9 protein-coding genes and 1 pseudogene are annotated in these 16,479 nt (G+C 66.9%); 3 read left to right on the plus strand and 7 right to left on the minus strand.

The window, feature by feature from the left end:
* Nucleotides 1-208: 208 nt before the first annotated feature.
* The 4 genes from GN331_RS12265 to GN331_RS12280 all read right to left on the minus strand — a co-directional run bounded on the left by GN331_RS12265 (nt 209) and on the right by GN331_RS12280 (nt 8,196).
* Nucleotides 209-1,126: a 5'-nucleotidase gene (locus GN331_RS12265; RefSeq protein ID WP_156642555.1), complete on the minus strand. Its 918-nt coding sequence runs from the start codon at nt 1,124-1,126 to the stop codon at nt 209-211.
* A 1-nt stretch (nt 1,127) separates the two neighbouring features.
* The gene (locus GN331_RS12270; RefSeq protein ID WP_156642910.1) at nt 1,128-1,913 is read right to left on the minus strand and encodes an NAD kinase; all 786 of its coding nucleotides are present in this window, start codon (nt 1,911-1,913) and stop codon (nt 1,128-1,130) included.
* A 79-nt stretch (nt 1,914-1,992) separates the two neighbouring features.
* Nucleotides 1,993-7,005, minus strand: a complete 5,013-nt coding sequence (locus GN331_RS12275) for an NAD-glutamate dehydrogenase (protein WP_156642556.1) — start codon at nt 7,003-7,005, stop codon at nt 1,993-1,995.
* A 33-nt stretch (nt 7,006-7,038) separates the two neighbouring features.
* The gene (locus GN331_RS12280; protein WP_425489289.1) at nt 7,039-8,196 is read right to left on the minus strand and encodes an acyl-CoA dehydrogenase family protein; all 1,158 of its coding nucleotides are present in this window, start codon (nt 8,194-8,196) and stop codon (nt 7,039-7,041) included.
* 113 nt (nt 8,197-8,309) lie between these two features.
* On the opposite strand from GN331_RS12280, the pseudogene GN331_RS12285 reads away from it, so the two are divergent.
* The 3 genes and pseudogenes from GN331_RS12285 to metH all read left to right on the plus strand — a co-directional run.
* Nucleotides 8,310-9,236: pseudogene (locus GN331_RS12285) on the plus strand (ArsR/SmtB family transcription factor); the annotation flags it as partial.
* Entirely contained in the window at nt 9,236-10,345 is a 1,110-nt protein-coding gene (locus GN331_RS12290; RefSeq protein ID WP_331713471.1) for a homocysteine S-methyltransferase family protein, read from the plus strand. The pseudogene GN331_RS12285 and the gene GN331_RS12290, both read left to right, overlap by 1 nt.
* Nucleotides 10,342-13,023 (plus strand): methionine synthase, encoded by a 2,682-nt coding sequence (gene metH, locus GN331_RS12295; RefSeq protein ID WP_156642558.1) that lies wholly within the window; start codon nt 10,342-10,344, stop codon nt 13,021-13,023. The genes GN331_RS12290 and metH overlap by 4 nt, the downstream gene beginning before the upstream one ends.
* A gap of 6 nt (nt 13,024-13,029) precedes the next feature.
* Here the strand turns inward: metH and GN331_RS12300 are convergent, their stop codons facing one another.
* From GN331_RS12300 to GN331_RS12310, 3 genes are all read right to left on the minus strand, one after another.
* Complete coding sequence (locus GN331_RS12300) at nt 13,030-13,845, minus strand: hypothetical protein (protein ID WP_197427119.1); 816 nt, start codon at nt 13,843-13,845, stop codon at nt 13,030-13,032.
* Nucleotides 13,846-13,954: 109 nt separating this feature from the next.
* Nucleotides 13,955-15,718 (minus strand): hypothetical protein, encoded by a 1,764-nt coding sequence (locus GN331_RS12305; RefSeq protein WP_331713472.1) that lies wholly within the window; start codon nt 15,716-15,718, stop codon nt 13,955-13,957.
* 42 nt (nt 15,719-15,760) lie between these two features.
* Nucleotides 15,761-16,426 (minus strand): DUF2058 domain-containing protein, encoded by a 666-nt coding sequence (locus tag GN331_RS12310; RefSeq protein WP_156642561.1) that lies wholly within the window; start codon nt 16,424-16,426, stop codon nt 15,761-15,763.
* Between the last annotated feature and the right edge of the window lie 53 nt (nt 16,427-16,479).

The following is a 16,479-nucleotide window of genomic DNA, read 5'->3' on the forward strand; positions in this document are numbered from 1 at the left end:
AGGGAATAGGGAATAGGGAATAGGGAATAGGGAATAGGGAATAGGGAATAGGGAATAGGGAATAGGGAATAGGGAATAGGGAATAGGGAATAGGGAATAGGGAATAGGGAATAGGGAATAGGGAATAGGGAATAGGGAATGGTCGATACCGGGCGACTTGAGGCGACGGCGACCTACGACGAGACAACTATTCCCCATTCCCCATTCCCTATTCCCCCGCCTTGGCGGGCTCGTTCGACACCCCGTGCGGCACGTGCCCGGCGGCCACGTGGCGACGCGCCGAGTCGATGTTGTGCAGCGAGTCGTCGAAGAAGATGTCGGCGCCGAAGGTTTCCAGGAACGGCCCCTTCGGCCGGCCGCCGAGGAACAGCGCCTCGTCGAGGCGAACGTCCCACTCGCGCAGGGTGCGGATCACCCGCTCGTGCGCCGGCGCGCTGCGCGCGGTGACAAGCGCGGTGCGGATCGGCGCGGCGTCGCCCACGGGGAACGCGGCCTGCAGGCGATGCAACGCGTCGAGGAAGCCGCGGAACGGGCCGCCCGACAAGGGCTCGTGCGCGCGGGTGGTCTCGTGGTCGTGGAAGGCGGCCAGGCCCTGCTCCTGCGACACGCGCTCGGACTCGTCGCCGAAGATCACCGCGTCGCCGTCGAAGGCGATGCGCAACTGGCCGTGTGTCTGCGCCGCGGCCTTCGCGGGCAGGATGGTCGCGGCGGCGACGCCGTGTTCGAGCGCACGGCGCACGCTTTCCGGATTCGCCGAGAGGAACAGGTGCGCGCCGAACGGTCGGATGTACGGCCACGTCGGCGCGCCCGAGGTAAAGGTCGCGCGCGAGATGTCCAGGCCGTGGTGGCGGATCGAGTTGAAGATGCGCAGCCCGGTGTCCGACGAATTGCGCGAGAGCAGGATGACTTCGACGCGTGGTTCGTCCGCGCCTTCGTTCAACGCGAGCAGCTTGCGCACCAGCTGGAACGCGATGCCCGGCGCGAGCGCCGTGTCCTCGTTCGCGCGTTGATGCGCCTGGTAGGCATCGATGCCTTCGCGTTGCCACAGTTCGTGGCTGTGTTCGAGATCGAACAACGCGCGCGAGGTGATCGCGACGGTCAGCGGCGGATGCAGGACGGCCGCCATCTCACACCACGAACTGTTCGCTGAGGATCCGTTCTTCGAGGTTGTGCTCCGGATCGAACAGCAGGGTCACGGTGCGCTCGCGCGATTCGCGGATGGTGACTTCGACGACGTCGCGTACTTCGTGCGAATCGGCGGTGACGCTCACCGGGCGCTTGTAGGGATCGAGCACGCGGAAGCGCACTTCGGTGTCGGCCTTCAGCAGCGCACCGCGCCAGCGACGCGGACGGAACGGCGCGAGCGGCGTCAGCGCGATGATGCGCGAGCCCAGCGGCAGGATCGGGCCGTGCGCGGAATAGTTGTAGGCGGTGCTGCCCGCGGGGGTCGCGACCAGGACGCCGTCGCAGATCAGTTCTTCCAGCCGCGGCTTGCCGTTGAGGTCGATCGCCACGTGCGCGGCCTGGCGCGTCTGGCGCAGCAGCGAGACTTCGTTGTACGCGAGCGAGCCGACGGTCGCGCCCGACTCGGTTTGCGCCACCATTTCCAGCGGCCGCAGCACGGCGGGCTCCGCCGCGGCGATGCGTTGCATCAGCGCCTCGCCCAGGGGCGGTTCTTCGCGATGGTGGTTCATCAGGAAGCCGACGGTGCCGAGCTTCATGCCGAACACCGGTTTGCCCAGGCCACCGTGGCGATGCAGCGTCTGCAACATGAAGCCGTCGCCACCGAGCGCGACGAGCACGTCGGCCGCGTCGGGCTCGCACTGGCCGTGCATCTCGACCAATTGCGCGAGCGCTTTCTGGGCTTCGTCGGCCGGACTGGCGAGGAACGACAGGCGCGGCGCGGAAGGCAGGCTGCTGTTCGGAGTCATGCGGCGAGGATAACCCGGCCGGGGAAACGCCGGGGCCCTCGGGCCCCGGCGCCATTAGGCATCAGCCGCGCGAGGCGAGCTGCGACAGGCGCTGCACCGCGACCGAGGCGGTCGGGTAGTCCAGCGTCTTCTGCGCGGCGATCTCTTCGAGCATCGCCAGGGTGAAGCGCAGCGAGCTGTCGTCGCGGTTGAGCCACGCGCGGACCTTCGCGTCGGCATCGCTGCCCGGCATCGCCAGCGCCTGGCTCACGAGCAGGCGCTGCTGCGCGCCGAGCTCTTCGCGCAACGCACCGCGCGCCACCGCGTGCCAGCGGCCTTCGACCGCGAGCGCATCGATCTGCTTCTGCAACCACGGCACGCGCAACGCATCGCCGAGGCGGAAGTGGACCTTCGCGACATCGGTCGGACGCACCTTGCGTTCCTTCGCCAGCTCGAGGATGTCGGGGCACGGCTCCAGGTACGGCAACGCGGCGAGCTGTTCGGCCAACGCCGGCGCCAGCCCCTTCGCGGTCCAATCCTGGATGCTCGCGACGTACGCCGGGCGCTGCGAATCGGGCAGGATGCGCTCGCCCGCGCGGATGTCGCGGAAGCCGTCGTGGAAACGCTCCACCGCCGTGGCGATGTCGGGGATCGCACCCGGCCGCGCGAGCAGCCAGCGCGTGAACTGGCGCTGCAGCGTCCAGATCACCTGCAGGGCATCGATCTGCACGGATTCGGCGACCTTGCCGTCGAGCGCGTCGATCTGCGCCCACAACTCGCGGATGTCGAGTGTCTCGCGGGTGATCGTGAAGGCCTTCGCCACTTCCGACGGCGCGCGACCGCTGTCTTCCTGCATGCGCAGGGTGAACGTCGCGCCCATGCGGTTGACCATCGAGTTGGTCACCACCGTGGCGATGATCTCGCGCTTCAGGCGATGCTCCTGCATCGGCTTGGCGTACTTGTCCTGCAGGGGCTTCGGGAAGTAGCGGATCAATTCCTTCGACAGGTACGCATCTTCCGGCACGTCGGAGTTGAGCAACTGCTGGAACAACACGATCTTCGAGTACGACAGCAGCACCGACAGTTCCGGACGCGTCAGGCCCTGGCCGCGCGCCTTGCGCTCGGAGATCTCCTTGTCAGTCGGCAGGAACTCGATCTGGCGATCGAGCAGGCCCTGCGCTTCCAGCGTGCGCATGAAGTGCTGCTTGGAGCCCATGCGCGACAGGCTCATGCGCTCCATCAGGCTGATCGCCTGGTTCTGGCGGTAGTTGTCGTTGAGCACCAGGTGCGCGACTTCGTCGGTCATCGACGCCAGCAGCGTGTTGCGCGAATCGAAGGTGAGCTTCTTCTTCTGCACCTGCGCGTTGAGCAGGATCTTGATGTTCACCTCGTGGTCGGAGGTGTCCACGCCCGCGGAGTTGTCGATGAAGTCGGTGTTGAGCAGCACGCCGTGCTGCGCCGCTTCCACGCGGCCCAGTTGCGTGAGGCCCAGGTTGCCGCCCTCGCCCACCACCTTGCAGCGCAGGTCCGCACCGTCGACGCGCAGGCCGTTGTTCGCGCGATCGCCGACATCGGCGTTGGTCTCGCGCGAGGACTTCACGTAGGTGCCGATGCCGCCGTTCCACAGCAGGTCGACCGGCGAGCGCAGGATGGCCGACATCAGTTCCGTCGGGCTCATCGCGGCGACGTCGGCTTCGATGCCGAGCGCGGCCTTGATTTCCGGCGACAGCGGAATCGACTTCGCGCTGCGCGGGAACACACCGCCGCCCTTGCTGATGAGCGACTTGTCGTAATCGTCCCAGCTCGAGCGCGGGAGCTTGAACATGCGCTCGCGTTCCTTGAACGTGCGGGCCGCATCCGGATTGGGGTCGAGGAAGATGTGGCGGTGGTCGAACGCGGCCAGCAGGCGGATCTTCTTCGACAACAACATGCCGTTGCCGAACACGTCGCCGCTCATGTCGCCGATGCCGACGCACGTGAAGTCCTGCGCCTGGCTGTCGCGGCCCATCGAACGGAAGTGGCGCTTGACCGATTCCCACGCACCGCGCGCGGTGATGCCCATCGCCTTGTGGTCGTAGCCGACCGAACCACCCGAGGCGAACGCATCGTCCAGCCAGAAGCCGTGCGCACGCGCGATCGCGTTGGCGATATCGGAGAACGTGGCCGTGCCCTTGTCGGCGGCGACGACCAGATACGGGTCTTCCGCGTCGTGACGCACGACGTTGTCCGGATGCAGCGTCTTGCCTTCCGGCGAGAGGTTGTCGGTGATGTCGAGCAGGCCGTTGATGAAGCGCTGGTAGCACGCGACGCCTTCGGCGAACCACGCATCGCGATTGGCCGCCGGATCCGGCGACTGCTTGCAGTAGAAGCCGCCCTTCGAACCCACCGGCACGATGACGGTGTTCTTCACCATCTGCGCCTTGACCAGGCCGAGCACTTCGGTGCGGAAGTCTTCGCGACGATCCGACCAGCGCAAACCACCGCGCGCCACCGGACCGAAGCGCAGGTGCACGCCTTCCACGCGCGGGCCGTACACGAAGATTTCGCGATACGGGCGCGGCTTCGGCAGGTCGGGGACCTTCGCCGAATCGAACTTGAAGCTGACGTAGTCGGCCGGGCCGCCGTCCTTGCGCTTCCCGTCCTTGTACTGGATGTAGTAGCTCGTGCGCAGCGTGGCGTCGATGACGCCCATGAAGCTGCGCAGGATGCGGTCGTCGTCGAGGCTGGCGACGCGATCGAACAGGCCCTTCAACGCAGTGCGCGTGGCGTCGATCTGCTGTTCGCGCGTGCCGGCGCGTGCGTCGACGACCGGCTGCACCGCGGCCTGCGCGGCGGTGTCGTTGGCCAACAGCGCCTGCAGCTGCGCGCCGAAGCGTTCCATGCCCTGCTTGATCGCGGCCTTGGATTCGATGCCCGTGCACGGATCGAAGCGCGCTTCGAACAGTTCGACGAGCAGGCGCACCAGCAGCGGATAACGCGAGAACGAGGTTTCCACCGCGCTCTGCGAGAACGGCACGCCGGTCTGCAGGATGTACTTGCAATAGCCGCGCAGCATGGCGACCTGGCGCCACGACAGGCCGGCCGTCAGCACCAGGCGGTTGAACGCGTCGTTCTCCGCCTCGCCGCGCCAGATGCGCGCGAAGGCTTCCTCGAAGTTTTCGTCCAGGCGATCAATGTCGATGTCGCCCTGCGTGGCCTCGACCTCGAAGTCCTGGATGTAGGCGACATCGCCGTTGGACTCGATGCGGTACGGGTGCTCGGAAATCACGCGCAGCCCCATGTTCTCCATCATCGGGAGCGCATCGGACAGCGGGATGTCGTCCCTGAGGCGAAAGAACTTGAAGCGCAGCGAGCCGTCGCGATGCGAGCGGTACAACGACAGGCGCAGGTCGTCGGGACCCGTGAGTTGCGAGAGGTTCTCGGCGTCGGTGGCGGCGACCGCGGGACTGACGTCTTCGATGTAGCCGGCGGGCAACGCGCGGCCGTAGCGCGCGGCGATGCGCAGGCCGCGTTCCTCGCCGTGGCGCTTGGCGAGTTCTTCGGCGAGTGCGTCCTGCCAGTCGCGCACGATGGTCGCCAGCTCGGCGTCGAGCTTGGCCTCATCGGCTTGCACCGTCGAGCCGGCGCGCGGGCGCACGATCAGGTGCAATTGCGCGAGCGCCGATTCGCCGATATGCACGTTGGTGTCGACGTGTTCGCCGTCGAGTTCGCGCTTGAGCATCGCTTCGATGCGGCGGCGCATGCGCGTGTCGTGGCGATCGCGCGGCACGTAGACGAGCACGGAGTAGAAACGCCCGTAACGGTCGCGGCGCAGGAACAACTTGCTGCGCACGCGTTCCTGCAGGCCGAGGATGCCGCTGGCGGTTTCGAACAGTTCGGCTTCCGTCGACTGGAACAGCTCGTCGCGCGGCAGCGTTTCCACGATGTGGCGCAGCGCCTTGCCGCTGTGGCTGGCCGGACGCAGGCCCGATTCGCGCATCACGTGTTCGTAGCGCTCGCGCACCAGCGGGATGTCCCACGGGCGGCGGTTGTAGGCGCTGGAGGTGTACAGGCCGAGGAAGCGCTGTTCGCGGATCGGCTTGCCCTTCGCGTCGAAGGACAACACGCCGATGTAATCCATGTACCCCGGGCGATGCACCGTGGCGCGCGCGTTGGTCTTGGTGAGGATCAGCGCGTCGACCGAACCCGATTGCGGCATGTAATGCGCCGCGAGCGAGGTCAACGGACGCGGCTTGCCCGCATCGGCGCCGCGCAGTAGGCCCAGGCCCGTTTCCGGGTGGGCGACCAGCATGTCTTCCTTGCCCCCGCCCTTACGAGGCACGGACTCGACGGTGTATTCGCGATAGCCCAAAAAGGTGAAATGGTTGTCGGCGGCCCAGCGCAGGAACTCCTGCGCTTCGGCACGGCCGGCGTCGGAGACCGGGATGTTGTGCGAAGGCAGTTCTTCGGCGACGGCGATCATGCGCGCGCGCATCGCGTCCCAATCGGCCACGCTGGCGCGCACGTCTTCGAGGACTTCGCGCACGCGCTTTTCGACCTTCGCCATCGTCTCGGGCGGCTGGCGGTCGATTTCGATGTGGATGAACGACTCGTTGTTGCCCTCGCCCACGCCGGCGAGCTTGCCGGCCTTGTCGCGCGTCAGCGGCACGACCGGATGGCCCATGACGTGGACGTTGATGCCCAACTCGGCCAGCGCCATCGTCACCGAGTCGACGAGGAAGGGCATGTCGTCGTTGAGGATCTGCAGCACGGTGTGCGGCGATTCCCAACCGTGTTCCTTCGTCGTGGCGTTGAACAGGCGCACGTTGGCCTTCTTCGCCTTGCGCGTGGCGGCGAAATCGAGGATGCCCGCGGCGAGCGCGGCCCAACCGTCGGCGCCGTGCTCGATGTATTCCTCGCGCGACATGCGCTTGTAGAAACTGCGCGCGAAGGCTTCGGCCTCGGCGGCGCGCGACTTCGGCATGCGCTTGCGGAGGGCTTCGAGGATCGGCGCCAGGTCGAAGCGCGCGAACTTGCCCTGCGCTGCAGACTTGCCGGGGGAGGCCGCGGACGCTTTCTTCGGAGCGGCCTTGATGGATTTCGGACGCGTGCTCATGGGGGCGATGTCAGTCCTGTTGCAGGCGCGCGATCAGCGCAGGCCGGTTTCGTGGCGGGCGATGACCAGGCGCTGGATTTCGCTGGTGCCCTCGTAGATCTCGGTGATCTTCGCGTCGCGGAAATAACGCTCGATCGGCATTTCCTTCGAATAGCCCATGCCCGCGTGGATCTGCACGGCCTGGTGGGCGATCCACATCGCCGCTTCGGAGGCGGTCAACTTCGCGACAGCGGCCTCGGTGGTGAATTTCTGGCCTTGGCCCTTCAGCCACGCAGCGCGCAGCGTGAGCAGCAGCGCGCCATCGAGTTTGCACTTCATGTCGGCGATCTTCGCCTGCGTCATCTGGAACGTACCGATCGGCACGCCGAAGGCCTTGCGCTCGCGCACGTAGGCCAGCGAGGCCTCGTAGGCCGCGCGACCGATGCCGATGGCCTGCGAGGCGATGCCGATGCGGCCGGCGTCGAGCACGCCCATCGCGATCTTGAAACCGTGGCCTTCTTCGCCGAGCACTTCGTCGGCTTCCGCGACGTAATCGTTGAATTCGATCTCGCACGTGGCCGACGCGCGGATGCCGAGCTTGGGTTCGGTCTTGCCGCGGCTGAAGCCGGGCTTGTCGGTATCCACGAGGAAGGCCGTGATGCCGCGTGCGCCCTTGTCCGGATCGGTCATCGCGAACAGCACGATGTACTTGGCCACCGGGCCGGAGGTGATCCAGCTCTTGGTGCCGTTGATGATGAAACGGCCGTCGGCCTGCTTCACCGCGCGGCAGCGCATGGCGGTGGCGTCGGAGCCCGACTGCGGTTCGGTCAGCGCGAAGGCGCCGATTTCCGCGCCTTCGGCGATCGCGCGCACGTACTTCTGCTTCTGCGCTTCGGTGCCGTTGGTGAGGATGCCGTTGCAGAACAGCGAGTTGTTGACCGACATGATCGTCGAGTGCGCGGCATCGGCCGCGGCGATTTCGACCATCGCCAGCACGTAGCCCATCGGGTCCAGCCCCGCGCCGCCGTATTCGGTCGGCACCTCGATGCCCATCAGGCCGTTCTCGCCGAGGGTGCGGATGTTTTCGAGGGGGAACTCGCCACTGCGGTCGAAGTGCTCGGCGGTGGGCGCGATCTTCTCGCGGGCGATGCGCCGCGCGATGTCCTGGATCATCAACTGCTCTTCGGTGTAGCGGAAATCCACTTGGCGCACTCCGACGGGGGTGAAGAAGCGGAATTGTAGCCGCGCGCGCGCAAAAGCTTGACCCCCATGGGACCAGGGGCCAGACTTATCGCTATATCTTGATCGATGGATAAATGCCGCGCATGGACCTGGAAGGTTGGTCGCTCCGCCTCAAGGTGCTCGCCGACGCCACGCGCGTGCGCTTGCTGGCCCTGCTCGAGCGCGAGGAACTCACCGTCGCCGAGCTCTCCTCGATCACCCGGCTGGCGCAGCCGCGCGTGTCCACGCACCTGGCCAAGCTGAAGGAAGCCGGCCTCGTGCGCGACCGCCGCGCGGGCGTGAGCGCTTATTACCGGTTCGAAGAGGAAGGCCTGGACGCCGCGCAGCGCGCCCTGTGGGAAGCCCTGCGCAGCGGAAGCGACGACCCCTTGCTGCGCCAGGACGCCGAGCGCGTCGCCGCCGTCCTCGCCACGCGCGCGGCCGACCAGAACTGGGCCGACTCGGTGGCCGGCGACATGGAGCGCCACTACTCGCCGGGCCGCACGTGGGAAGCGCTGGCGCGCACGGCGCTGCCGCTGCTGAGTCCGGGCGACGTGCTCGACATCGCCTCCGGTGACGGCGTGCTCGCCGAATTGCTCGCGCCGCACGCAAATCGCTACGTCTGCATCGACGCCAGCCCGCGCGTTGTCGCCGCCGCGAGCGAACGCCTCAAGCCTTATCCCAACGTCGAAGTCCGCCAGGGCGACATGCACGCGCTGCCGTTTCCCGCCGCGAGCTTCGACCTTGTCGTGCTGATGCACGCCCTCACCTATGCCGCCAAGCCCGCGCAGGCAGTGGCCGAAGCCGCGCGCGTCCTGCGCCGCGGCGGCCGCCTGTTGCTGTCGAGCCTGGCGCGCCACGAACACAAGGCGGTGGTGGAGGCCTACGGCCACGCCAACCTCGGTTTCACGGAGAAGGAACTGCGCCGCTTCGCCGAAAAGGCGGGGCTGAACATCGCCAGCGCCGGCTCCGTGACGCGCGAACGCCGCCCGCCCCATTTCGAAGTGTTGTCGCTGCTGGGAGTCAAACCGTGACCGATCCGAAGACCCTGCCCTGGAACAACCCCGCGCGCGTCGCCGCGCTGGAAGCGGCGCTCGCGGAGCGGATCCTGCTGATCGACGGCGCGATGGGCACGATGATCCAGCGCCACGAACTCCAAGAAGCCGATTACCGCGGCGAACGTTTCGCGCACGGCTACGACGCGCTGTTCACCGTCGAGGGCCATGCGCACGGCGCGGGCTGCGGCTGCGAGGCGCACGACCAGAAAGGCAACAACGACCTGCTGACGCTCACGCGCCCGGAAATCATCCGCGACATCCACGCGGCCTATCTCGACGCCGGCGCGGACCTGATCGAGACCAACACGTTCAATTCGACGTCGGTTTCGCTGGCCGACTATCGCCTGCAACACCTGGTGCGCGAATTGAATCGCGAATCGGCCAAGCTCGCCCGCGCTGCCTGCGACGCCGCCGAAGCGGCCGATCCGTCGAAGCCGCGCTTCGTCATCGGCGTGCTCGGCCCGACCAGCCGCACCGCCTCGCTGAGCCCCGACGTGAATCGCCCGGGCTTCCGCGCGATTTCCTTCGACGAACTGGCCGAAGCCTATCGCGACGCAACGCGCGGGCTGATCGAAGGCGGCGCCGACGTATTGATGGTCGAGACGATCTTCGACACGCTCAACGCGAAGTCCGCGGTGTTCGCCATCGAAGATGTGTTCCAGGAATTCGGCGTGCGCCTGCCGCTGATGATCTCCGGCACGATCACCGACGCCTCGGGCCGCACCTTGTCGGGGCAGACGGCGGAAGCCTTCTGGTATTCGCTGCGGCATTCGCGTCCGCTGTCGATCGGCCTGAACTGCGCGCTCGGTGCCAAGGATTTGCGCGCGCACGTCGACGTGCTGGCGCAGGTCGCCGATGCGTACGTGAGCACGCATCCGAACGCGGGCCTGCCCAATGCGTTCGGCGGTTACGACGAAACGCCCGAAGACATGGCCGGCACGCTCCGCGAGTTCGCCGCGAGCGGGCTGCTCAACTTCGTCGGCGGTTGTTGCGGCACGACGCCCGAACACATCCGCGCGATCGGCGACGCCATCGCCGGCCTGCCGCCGCGCGCCGTGCCCGCACTCAGCGACGCGGCATGAACAACGCCCTCCCCCGCCACACGCGCCTGAGCGGCCTGGAGCCGCTGCAGATCACGCCGCAGAGCAACTTCGTCAACGTCGGCGAGCGCACCAACGTCACCGGCTCGGCGCAATTCAAGAAGCTGATCCTCGAAGGCCGTTACGACGAAGCGGTGGTCGTCGCGCGCCAGCAGGTCGAGAACGGCGCGCAGGTGCTCGACGTCAACATGGACGAAGGCCTGCTCGATTCCGAACAGGCGATGACGACCTTCCTCAACCTGATCGCCGCCGAACCCGACATCGCGCGCGTGCCGGTGATGGTCGACAGTTCGAAGTGGACGGTGATCGAAGCCGGCCTGAAGTGCCTGCAGGGCAAGGGCATCGTCAACTCGATCTCGATGAAGGAAGGCGAAGCCGAATTCCTGCGCCAGGCGCGGCTGGTGCGCCGATACGGTGCGGCCGTCGTCGTCATGGCCTTCGACGAACAGGGCCAGGCCGATACGATCGAACGCAAGGTCGACATCTCCTCTCGCGCGTACGAACTGCTGACCACGGAAGTCGGCTTCCCGCCGGAAGACATCATCTTCGACCCGAACGTGTTCGCGATCGCCACCGGCATCGAGGAACACGACAACTACGCGATCAACTTCATCGAAGCTGCGCGCGAGTTGCGCAGGCGCTTCCCGCTGTCGCACATCTCCGGCGGCGTGTCGAACGTGTCGTTCTCCTTCCGCGGCAACGAGGCCGTGCGGCAGGCGATCCACGTCGTGTTCCTGTACCACGCGATCGCCGCCGGCATGGACATGGGCATCGTGAATGCCGGCGCCTTGCCGCTGTACGACGAGATCGATCCGGACCTGCGCGAACGCGTCGAGGATGTCGTGCTCAATCGCCGCAGCGACGGCACCGAGCGCCTGCTCGAGATCGCCGACCGCTTCAAGGGCAAGAAGGGGGAGAAGAAAGTCGAAGACCTGCGCTGGCGCGACAAGCCGGTCGGCGATCGCCTGTCGCATGCGCTGGTGCATGGGATCGATGCGTACATCGAGACCGATACCGAAGAAGCGCGCCTGCAGGCCACGCGTCCGCTCGACGTGATCGAAGGCCCGCTGATGGCGGGCATGAACGTGGTGGGCGACCTGTTCGGCGCGGGCAAGATGTTCCTGCCGCAGGTCGTGAAATCCGCGCGGGTGATGAAGAAGGCGGTCGCGTGGCTGCTGCCCTACATCGAAGCCGAAAAGCTGCGCACCGGCGACGCGGGCAAGAACAACGGCAAGATCGTCATGGCGACGGTCAAGGGCGATGTGCACGACATCGGCAAGAACATCGTGGGCGTGGTGCTCGCGTGCAACAACTTCGAGGTCATCGACCTGGGCGTGATGGTGCCCGCGCAGGTGATCCTGGACCGCGCGAAGGCCGAGAACGCCGACATCATCGGCCTGTCGGGCCTGATCACGCCGTCGCTGGAGGAAATGCGCCACGTCGCCGCGGAAATGCAGCGCCAGGGCTTCGCGATGCCGCTGCTGATCGGCGGCGCGACGACTTCGCGCGCGCACACCGCGCTGAAGATCGACACGCAGTACAAGTCGCCGACGGTGTGGGTGAAGGATGCTTCGCGCGCGGTGGGTGTCGCGCAATCGCTCGTGTCCGGTGAATTGCGCGCAGCCTTCGTGGCGGCGAACGATGCGGACTATGCGGAAATCCGGGAGCGCCACCGCAATCGCGGTGATGCCAAGCGCCTGGTTTCGCTCGACAAGGCGCGTGCGCAGAAGTTCGATGGCGGTTGGGACGACTACACGCCCCCCGCCCCGCGCCAGCCCGGCATCACGGTGTACGACGACGTGTCGCTTGCCGAGCTGGTGCCGTACATCGACTGGTCGCCGTTCTTCAACACGTGGGAGCTGGCGGGCAAGTATCCGGCGATCCTCGACGACGCCATCGTCGGCGCGCAGGCCCGCGAGTTGTTCGCCGATGCGCAGGCGATGTTGAAGCAGATCGTCGATGAGAAGTGGTTGCAGGCCAAAGCCGTTGTCGGTCTGTGGCCCGCGCAGTCGGTGGGTGACGACGTGCGGCTCGGGAACGGCACCACGCTGCACTTCCTGCGCCAGCAAGTGGAGAAGCCGGCGGATCGTCCGGATTTCTGCCTCGCGGATTTTGTTGCGCCCGAAGGGTCTGGCAAGCCGGACTGGATCGGCGGATTCGCGGTGACGGCGGGCCTTGGCATCGAATCGCACGTCGCGCGTTTCGAAGCCGACCACGACGACTATCGCGCCATCCTGCTCAAGTCGCTCGCCGATCGCCTGGCCGAAGCCCTCGCCGAACGCATGCACGCGCAGGTGCGGCGCGAGACGTGGGGCTACGCGACGGACGAGACGCTCGACAACGAAGCACTGATCGACGAGAAGTACGCTGGCATTCGTCCCGCGCCCGGTTACCCGGCCTGTCCCGAGCACAGCGAGAAGGCGACGTTGTTCGCGCTGCTCGATGCGGAGAAGAACGCCGGCGTGAAGCTGACGGAGAGCTTCGCGATGTATCCGGCGTCCGCGGTGTCGGGCTATTACTTCAGCCATCCGCGCAGCCAGTACTTCGTCGTCGGGCGGTTGTCGCGCGAACAGGTCGCCGATTACGCCAAGCGCAAGGGGGTGTCGCTTGCGCAGGCGGAGCGCTGGTTGGCGTCGAACCTGGATTACGACCCGGAGTAGCGCGGGTCAGTCGAGGATGATGTCCATCAACTGCTGGAACGGGTTGCCGGGTTCGAACACGTCCTCGAAGCTGCATTGATCCAACGCGTGCGTGGCGACCAGCGAACCCGTCGCAGGGAGTGATCGCGCCGACGACGCGCAGCCGCCCAGGCACGCCGTCGTCGCGTTGTCCCCGCTGCCCCCGACGGCGATCGTCTCGACCGGCGCAAGCGCGGCGACCATCGTCGCGGTGAACATGGCGCGGCTGCCAACACGCAGCGGACGGACGAAGCGCGGATTGAGGTCGTTGCGCAAGTAGAGCAACTCACCGGTGTTCGGGTCGCGCTCGTAGATGTCGACCGAGTGAATCCATTCGCTCGGGACGCGCTCGGCCATGTACTGGCCATGCGTCGCATGGAACTGCGTGAGCCGCCAGATCGTCGTCAACACCCGGAAATCCAGCCCGTAGTGGTTATGAGGCCCCGCGACCTCGAACAACCCGGCGCGTGCGTCGAAGGTCGCCAGGTCGTCCGGTGCGTCCGCGTCCGGCACGATGCGATACACGTAAGAGCGTTGGGCGAAGACATTCGGGCCATAGCGCCGCGCGTCCGCCTCTATCGCGGTGGTTGCGACGTACGCCGACCGCTGCGCACCATCGCCCAGCCAACAACTGTCGCCGGAAATATGCGCCAGCACGTTGCGGTTGGTCCCCGCCGCCTGGAACCCACTACTGAAGATGATGTCCGGCTCGCGCGAGTCGCCGCGAAAGAGCAAATCCACCGCCGCGACCTGCGTGGTTGCAAGCAGCAAGCAGAATGCGAACAACCATCGGGCGAGGCGCATGCGGGCGGAACTCCGTTGAGGAGTGCGCATGCTCGATCGGATCGTCGTCGCTTGTCCTGCGGAACTCGCTCGGTTCCGCGTAGGAAATGCGCGCGCGATCGTCGGTCGACTACGGTCTGCCGTGTTCGATCGGTCTGTCGCGATGCATCAGCGCCCACTCCGCATGTTCGGCGAGCGCCGCTTCGCCCAACGCGCGCAGGATCTCGCGCTTCTCCTGCGTACTCGCAGCGGCGTCGAGCGCCAAGCGCGCGTTGCGGTAGATGCGATGCATGAAACGGTATTGCTTGATCAGCTCCTTGTCCGCCTTGCGATACGCATAGGCCTCGCGCACGGCGGCGATGAGCGAGAGCGCGCCCATCAGGGTCACGAGCAGGCCGCGCGTGTCGTCGCTGAAGCCGCGATGGAACAACGCGAGCACCAGGCTGATGCCGATGCCCGCCCACAGGCACGCGGCGCCCAGCGCGCGCGTGCGCACGTGGTGGCGTTCGCGCAGCACCGACTTGCGTTCGTAGTACGCCAGTTGCCCCGATTGCCCGGGGCGCCCCACCCATGCGTCGATGACTTCGGCGACCGCTTGCGCCGCATCATCCGCATCCTGCGCCGGCCCGGTGCGCGCAAGGCCCACCTGCCGCATCACGTTGCGGATCCACCCCAGCTCGACGTCCTGCTTCTGCATGAAGTTGTCGTGCGCGAACTCCGCGTCGCCCGTGATCGTCAGCCCCGCGCGGCGCCAGAAGGTCTGCACGCGCAACCCTTCGGCGAGCGCGCGGTAGTCGATGTACTTGCGATGCCAGTCGCGGCGATGCGCCGTCAGCGCGATCGCAAGGCCCACGGCGAACAACCCGAGGAACACCCACAGCATCGAATCCGGCGCGCCGAGGTCGGAGTACAGCAACAGCGCCAGGCCCATCGCGACCGCGAGGATGTGGATCGCGCGCATCGCCCACAGCGTGCATCGCTGGAAATGCACGGCGAGTGCGTCGGCTTCGCGCCACGTGCGCTCGGCCGCATCCTCGCTCGCGGCGGGGAGCGCGCCCTTGTCCAGCTTCACGCGATCACGCTGGAAGCCCTGCATGCGCCGGAAGATGCGGTCGTACTCCGGCGGAAGGCCGGCGGAAAACGATCGCTGGCCCGCGCTGGTGCGCCATGTGGGTTCGCCACTCTCGCCTGCCGGCAGGGATTTGCGCCGACCCCGCCGGGGTTGCGGTTGCGCGGAAGGCGGACGCACTTGATGTCGATGCGTCGTGGGCGGCTGCGCGGCTGCACCGTTGCGACGCACGTGGAAATGCAGCACCAGGCTGTCGTCGTCGCCTGCCAGCATCTGTCGCAGGTTGTCGGTTGCGCGTCGCGCGCCCGGCACCGGTCCGCCGAGGTAGTAGCGCACGATCTGCGCGGTGCCGCCGGTGCCGACTTCCTCGCGCCCATCCCACAACGCGAACAGCACGTGGCAATGATTCGCCACGAACAAGCCCGCGTGCAGGTATTGGCGATCGCGCGCCGGCCCGGGCGTGCGCAAGACATCGTGGTCGGGTTCGACCAGTTTCAGCGGCACGGTTTCCGCGTCGACGAGCAGGCGGGCGAAATCGTGTTGCGATTGCGCGTTCGCGAAATCTTCGCTGTACAACTCGACCGGCAGCGGCAACGGCACCACAAGGCGCGCGCCTGCGTCGAGCGCGACTTCCGCGACCAGACGGTCGCCGCCTTCGGCGAGCGCGGAGACGACGACGAGCGCGAGGTCGGGATAATGCTGGCGCAACATGGCGAACGCATCGCGCACCTGCGTGCGCAAGTGCGGCAATTGCGCCGGGTCGAGATCACGATGGCTCGTGACGCCGACGATCAGTTCGGTGCGTAGCGGTCCGTGCGTGTCCACGCCGTGGGCCAACGCCCACGGGCGCGGCCACCGGCCATTGCCTTACCAGACCAGGTCGTCGGGGACCTGGAATTGCGGGTCGGCGTAGGGATCGTCCTGCGCGGGCGCATTCGGGTCGATCTTCAACGCGATGGCCGGCGCGAAGATGGTTTCGGCCTGCGCGAGCGTCTGTACATCGACCAAAACGTAGCGACCATCGTTCTGCACCACGCCCAGTTCGCCGGCGTTGAGCGCCTTCAACTGCGCGTCGGTGACGTAGACGCGCTTGATCTTGCCGCCGTATTCGAAGTGGCGCGCGATCTCGGCGTCGGCGACGTTGCGCCCCTTGTCCTGCAGGAACGCAGCCAGCGCGGCCTTCGCTTCGCGACGCTGGCGCGCGGCTTCCTGTTTCTGGCGCTCGGCTTCGATGCGCTCGTCTTTCTCTTTCTGCGCGCGGATCGCGTACGCCTTGGCGAGATCAATGTCCTCGCGCGAGCGCGGCTTGCCCTGCGCGGGGCGCGCATTCGCATGCGCCGGCTTGCCTTGCTGCGGACGGCCCTGCGTTTGCTTGCCATGCGCCGGTTTGGCGTGCGCAGGCCTGCCCTGCCCCGGCTTGTCGCCGTGCGGCGGCCTGGGCTTGCCTTGTTGGGGCGTGTGCTTGGGACGCTCGGGTTTCGGCGCGGGCTTGAAGCCCAGGCCGAGCAACTGGTCGCGCAGGGAATCGCTCATTTCAGGACTGCATGGGGACGTGCGGGTTCGACGGCGCCAAATATGCCGCATCG

The organism is Noviluteimonas gilva, from assembly GCF_009740395.1.
In the GTDB taxonomy this organism is placed as follows: Bacteria; Pseudomonadota; Gammaproteobacteria; order Xanthomonadales; family Xanthomonadaceae; genus Noviluteimonas; species Noviluteimonas gilva.